Origin of the sequence: uncultured Winogradskyella sp., assembly GCF_963975125.1 — a bacterium.
Taxonomy (GTDB): Bacteria; Bacteroidota; Bacteroidia; order Flavobacteriales; family Flavobacteriaceae; genus Winogradskyella.
Genome location: NZ_CAXBGB010000120.1, coordinates 1 through 6175 on the forward strand (window position 1 = coordinate 1; position 6175 = coordinate 6175).

A 6175-nucleotide genomic window follows, 5' to 3' on the forward strand; every position below is an offset into this window, starting at 1 on the left:
AATATTTAGTAGTTAAAAACACTATTGCCTAAAAGGATTTGAATGTTTTAGTCCAGATCAAAATAAGAATTGGAATAATTACTTGTAATTATTCCTTTCAAATTATAAATGACTAAGTGTTTAAATAATTCGGCTTTTCCGTAAGATTCAAATAAATTGTTCTTTTTAAACACCAGATTGTCAATTCTAAAAAAATAGATTTTCACTAGTAGTTCTACATTAATATCTTCTTTTATATCTCCAGCTTCTTGTGCTTGCTTCAGTAATTTATAAACAATGCTATGTGATAATTCTTTCACGAAATTATTGAACAGCGAATTTGCTTTGGGATAATATTTTTCCAATCCAAAAAGAAAAGAGGGTTTAAAGTATTTTAAATACTCAAACCCTCTCTGGTAAATTAGGATGACGCACAAAATAGGGTCTTTATGGCTATTGATCAACCCATTTATATCTTCTTTATACTCATTTAATAAACTTTCAAGACTGGAGGTTACCAAGTCTTCTTTATTATCAAAAAACGTGTAAATTGTTTTTTTTGATATACCAAGCTCATTTGCTAATTCGTCTAACGTTACGTGTTTACTTCCAAATTGGGTAAACTTTGTAATAGAATACGCTAACAATTCTGCTTTAGTGACCATCTTTCAGTTATTTGTAACCTTTCGTTTTTAAATATCAATCTATTGGAATTGACAATAATGGTATGTTTATGCCTGAGGCCATAACTCTAGTTTTACTTCTATGGACTATAGATTCCCAAAAACCATATTTTTTTGGCATCATCACTAACAAATCAAAACTTGATTTTTCAATCTCCTTCTCAATTGCTTTTATTACAGCATCTGAGTTCACTTTCTTATAAAAATACGTAACATTTTCCAGGCCTTTTTCTATATTCTCAAAAGCTTTGTTTTCTGATTTTAGTTCATTTATTTTTTTTTCTACATAAAACACAGTTACTTCAGACTTAAGCTGAATGGCGGCTCTCCTTAATTTTGCCAAGGTCCGTAAGGGTATATTCTGCAGTATATCGCAGGCAAAAAGAATCTTGTGGATCCCAGAAAATTTAGCATTTACGGGTATAGCCAACACTGGAAAATTTTTCATACTGACCAAGGTTGTTGTTGGGTTTCCAAGCAAATTTTGTTCTAGTGATTTTGCCGACATTCCCATAACTAGAAATTTTGAGTTATGCGATTTCAATATAGAATCTATTTCAAGTTCAAAATCCAAATAACTACATTGATACTCAACTTCAATTTTAAATTTATTCGATAATTTTAAAGCTTGTGTGCTTAATTTCTCTTTGGTTTTTTCAATTAAGGCATCCATTGAAGTCGCCGATATTCGCGCATTTGAAGCGTGAATAGGCAACTTAAAAGCATTAAAAAGCACCAGTTTAGTATTTAATAATTGAGCTAATGATGCTGAATAAAGTACAGCATTATCAGAGGTTTTAGAAAAATTTGTTGCAACTAAAATTGAGTACATAGTTTTGGTTAAGAATGAATGTTTATTAGGTATTTAATATTATCTCCATCCGCCGCCAAGAGCTTCATATAAGTCTACAATAGATACTAATTGTTGTAACTTACTATCTATAATATTAAGCTCTGCACTCAAGGCCCGTTCTCTCGCTGTTAATAAGTCCAGATAATTGGCATATCCATTTATAAGTAATTCTTCAGAGTTTGTTTCTGCTGTACGCAAGGCTTCAACTTCATTTTTTCTAAATTCGAATTTTTTAGTTTCAGCTTCATAAGTAAACAGTGCATTGGATACTTCACTACCGGCAATCAACAAAGTCTTTTTAAACTCAAGTAATGCCTGCTCTTGTTGTGCAATTGCTACTTCTTTTTGAGTTTTTAAAGCACGTTTATTAAATAATGGTTGTGCTAAACCTCCAATGATATTAGCAAATAATGAATTGGTATTAAATAACTCATCTAATTCTAAACTTTGAAATCCTCCTGACGCTGTTAATTTTAATGATGGATACAAGTTGCTTTTAGCTACATTGGTTAATTCAAAAGACTGAATTAAACCATACTCAGCAGCCATAACATCTGGTCTATTACTAAGCAATGTTGCAGGAACACCAAGAATAATATCTTGTTCTATATTTTGAAAATCTAAACTGCCTCTTTCAAAATATTGAGGTACTTTTCCAAGTAAAATACTTAGAGTATTTTCCGTTTTAAAAATTGCAGTTTCAATATCTACCTGTAAGGCTCTTGCACTATTGTATTGTGCTATATTTTGGTCAACAGCAACTTGTGTGACTTGACCTGCTTCTTTTAACGCTTTAATAGTTGTGACACTACTATCTCTAGTTGCAATAGTTTCTTTAGTAATTTTTAACTGCTCATCTAAAGCTAATAAGTTATAATACGTATTGGCAATACTAGAAATCAACTGCGTTTTTACGGCTTGATGTCCAGCAACACTTTGCAAATATGCTGCTTGCGTTGCTCTTTTATTGCTTCGTATTTTTCCCCAAATATCTGCTTCCCAAGAAAGGTTTGCCGTAACATCATATTGGTCTGTAGAAGTATCACTTAAGAATGCACCAAACTGAGTGTTCTTGGATAATTCTTGATGTGTCCAGTTTACACCAACATTAACCGATGGTAAATAACCTGCCTTACCTTGCTTGGCATAAGCTTGGGCTGCTATAATTTGCTGAAGCGCAATGCGAACATCCATATTGTTTTGCAGACCTTCTTCTATATATTGTTGAAGATATTGGTCTGTAAATAAGGTTTTCCAAGATACATCTGCTATTGAAACACTGTCTGTTGGCAAATTTTCTGTTCGGTATAGAGCTTCAGTTTCTGTTTCAATATCTGGTCTCACATAATCTTTTGCTACAAAACAGCTTTGTAATGTTAATGCAACGATTAGTAATAGTGCTCCTTTATTAAAATTTCTATGTTTTATATTTAAATTCATTACGCTTAATCTTCAATAGTTTGTACTGCTGGTTTACTAGAAACTTTTTCTTGTAACCATTGGAAAAATATAAATAGGATTGGAATTATAAAAACTCCTAAAATGGTTCCGATGAGCATTCCTCCTGCAGCACCAGTACCAATAGAATTATTGCCTTTTGCGCCTACACCAGATGCCAACACTAATGGCATTAATCCTAAAATAAAGGCAAAAGAAGTCATCAAAATAGGTCGTAAACGTGCTTTTGCTCCGTGTATAGCAGCATCTACTATACTTTCTCCATTTCGTCTTCTTTGTACAGCGAACTCCACAATCAATATGGCATTTTTAGCGAGAAGACCAATAAGCATGATCAAAGCAATTTGAAAATAGATGTTGTTCTCCAATCCTAACATTTTGGTTGAGAAAAACGCTCCAAATACACCTAATGGCAAAGAAAGAATAACGGCTAATGGCAACAAATAACTTTCATATTGTGCAGCCAATAGGAAATACACAAACACAATACAAAGTATAAATATAATAGTGGTTTGATTACCTGCATTTACCTCTTCACGTGACAACCCGGAATAAGCTACCTCATAATTACTTGGTAATTTTGCTGCCTCAGCCTCAATGACTGCTAAAGCGTCACCTGTACTAAATCCAGGATTTGCTGCACCAGAAACCTTTGTGGAATTGTACAAGTTAAAACGGGTTACAGATTGTGGTCCATATACACGCTTTAAATTAACAAACTGTGTAATTGGTGTCATCTCACCATTTCCTGCTTTTATATATAATTCATTTAAATCACTTTTGTCTGCCCGATCTTCTGGTAATGCCTGCATATATACACGGTATTGTTTGCCAAAACGTGCAAAATCTGCGGCATACACTCCTCCAATATAACCTTGCATCGTGGAGAAAATACTACTAATAGGAACACCAGACTTTTTAGCCAGGGGGACGTTAATTTCCATTTCGTACTGTGGATACTTGGTATTAAATGACGACTGTCCGTATTTAATTTCAGGATGCTGCATTAAACTGCCGATAAACTGTTGCGTTGCTTGGTCTAAATCGCTAAAATCGCCACCTGTACGGTCTAATAAATTCACTTCGAAACCAGCTGATATTCCAAAACCAGGAATACTTGGTGGTGCGAAGAAAATTATGTTAGCTTCGGGAATTCCTGCGGCTATACCAAATAATTTTCCAGTAATGGCTTCACTACTCTCACTTTCATCACGTTCTGACCAATCTTTTAATTTTAAAAATCCTAATGCATAATTACTACCTGCACCACTGATTAAGCTTACACCGTTAATTAATGAAATTCCTTGCACACCTTCTAAATTTTTTGCCTTGGCGTAAATTTCTTCGGTTACTTCGTAGGTTCTATCAATAGATGCGCCTGCTGGTAATTCTACATTTACAAAAATCACACCTCTGTCTTCACTTGGAACAAATCCAGTAGGCGTTGTACTTGCTGACCACCAGATACCAACAAATGCTAATACTAAAATTACTACTGTAACAAATTTGTTCTTGTATAAAAAGGATAGCGATCTTCCGTAGCGTTGCGTGGTTGCATGAAACGCTTTGTTGAAAGCACTGTACAAACGTTGTAAAAAGCTTTTCTTCTCATGTTCATCTTCATCATGAGGCTTTAAAAACAATGCACATAACGCTGGGCTCAAGGTTAAGGCATTTACCGCTGAAATTAAAATGGCTATAATTAATGTTACCCCAAATTGCTCATAAAAAACACCTGTAGGTCCTTGTACAAAGGTAACAGGTACAAAAACCGCTGCCATAACCAAGGTAATGGAAATAATGGCTCCAGATATTTCGTGCATTGCATCCAATGTTGCCTTTTTGGCGCTTTTTGCTCCATCGTCAATCTTTGCATGGACCGCTTCTACAACCACAATGGCATCATCTACCACAATACCAATGGCAAGTACCAAAGCAAATAACGTGAGTAAATTAATGGAATAGCCAAATAAATTAAGAAAGAAAAATGTACCAATAATAGAAACCGGGACCGAAATGGCCGGAATTAATGTAGAACGAAAATCCTGTAAAAAGATAAATACAACTATAAAGACCAGAATAAAGGCTTCTATAAGTGTATTCCTAACCTTATTCATGGAAGCCGTTAAAAAATCATTAGTGTCGTAATTGATATAGACTTTAACACCTTCTGGGAAATCTTTTTCTAAACGTGCCAGTTCAGATTTAACTCCGGTAATAATTTGTTGCGCATTGGAACCGGCAGTTTGATAAATTGCCATATTAATACTTGGAAACCCATTGGTTTTTGAAGAAGCATCATAGCTTTGTGCATCTAATTCTATGCTTGCGACATCCTTTAAGTGTAAATATTCGCCATTGTCCAAGGCTTTAACAATAATGTCTTCATATTGTTTTTCAGTTTTAAATCGTCCGCTATACTTTATGTTGTATGAAAATGCTTCACCACTGTTTTGTCCTAAAGAACCTGCTGAAGCTTCTAAACTTTGCTCTCTTAATGCCGTTTGAATATCTGAAGGTATTAAACCATAAGCCGCTAATTTTTCAGGCTTTAACCATACACGCATCGCATAATCCTGTCTTGAAAACACGTTTACATCTCCCACACCATTAACACGTTGTAATGATGGAATGACGTTTATCTTTAAATAATTCTGAACGTATGTATCATTGTAATCAGGATTTTCTGAATACACAGACATAAACATTAAAGCAGATGTTTGTTGTTTTTGTGTAATGACTCCTGTTTGAACAACTTCCTGTGGTAATAACGGATTTGCTCTAGATACACGATTTTGAACATTTACCGCAGCAATATCTGGATCGGTCTCTTGGTCAAAATATACCGTAATATCTGCGGTACCATTATTGGTTGCAGAAGACGTGATATACGTCATGCCTTCTACACCGTTTATTTGTTCTTCAATAGGTATGATAACACTTTCCAATATGGTTTCTGCACTAGCTCCTGGATAGGTCGCTGTTACTTTAATCGTTGGCGGTGCAATATCTGGATACTGTTCTACGGCTAAGGTGGTATAACCTAAAACCCCTAGAATGACTATGATGATAGAAATAACCGTAGATAATACAGGTCTTTCAATAAATGTCTTTAACATGAATTAAGGATTATAAGATTATTATTGGAATAAAGGTTTTATTGGCTTTGTAATACTATCGAACGCTACTTCTTTTGGTGTTA

At 34.4% G+C, this 6175-nt stretch carries 4 protein-coding genes; all 4 read right to left on the reverse strand.

The genetic code is table 11. The features are described from left to right. Positions 1–47: 47 nt before the first annotated feature. From AAC053_RS13260 to AAC053_RS13275, 4 genes are read right to left on the reverse strand one after another with little or no spacing between them, the layout of a single operon-like run. The gene (locus AAC053_RS13260) at positions 48–644 is read right to left on the reverse strand and encodes a TetR/AcrR family transcriptional regulator (RefSeq protein ID WP_246906041.1); all 597 of its coding nucleotides are present in this window, start codon (positions 642–644) and stop codon (positions 48–50) included. Positions 645–678: 34 nt separating this feature from the next. After that, positions 679–1494 (reverse strand): universal stress protein, encoded by an 816-nt coding sequence (locus AAC053_RS13265; RefSeq protein ID WP_246906038.1) that lies wholly within the window; start codon positions 1492–1494, stop codon positions 679–681. Positions 1495–1533: 39 nt separating this feature from the next. Then, positions 1534–2955, reverse strand: coding sequence for an efflux transporter outer membrane subunit (locus tag AAC053_RS13270; RefSeq protein WP_246906036.1), 1422 nt, complete (start codon positions 2953–2955; stop codon positions 1534–1536). 5 nt (positions 2956–2960) lie between these two features. Further along, complete coding sequence (locus tag AAC053_RS13275; RefSeq protein ID WP_246906033.1) at positions 2961–6092, reverse strand: efflux RND transporter permease subunit; 3132 nt, start codon at positions 6090–6092, stop codon at positions 2961–2963. Positions 6093–6175: the final 83 nt, after the last annotated feature.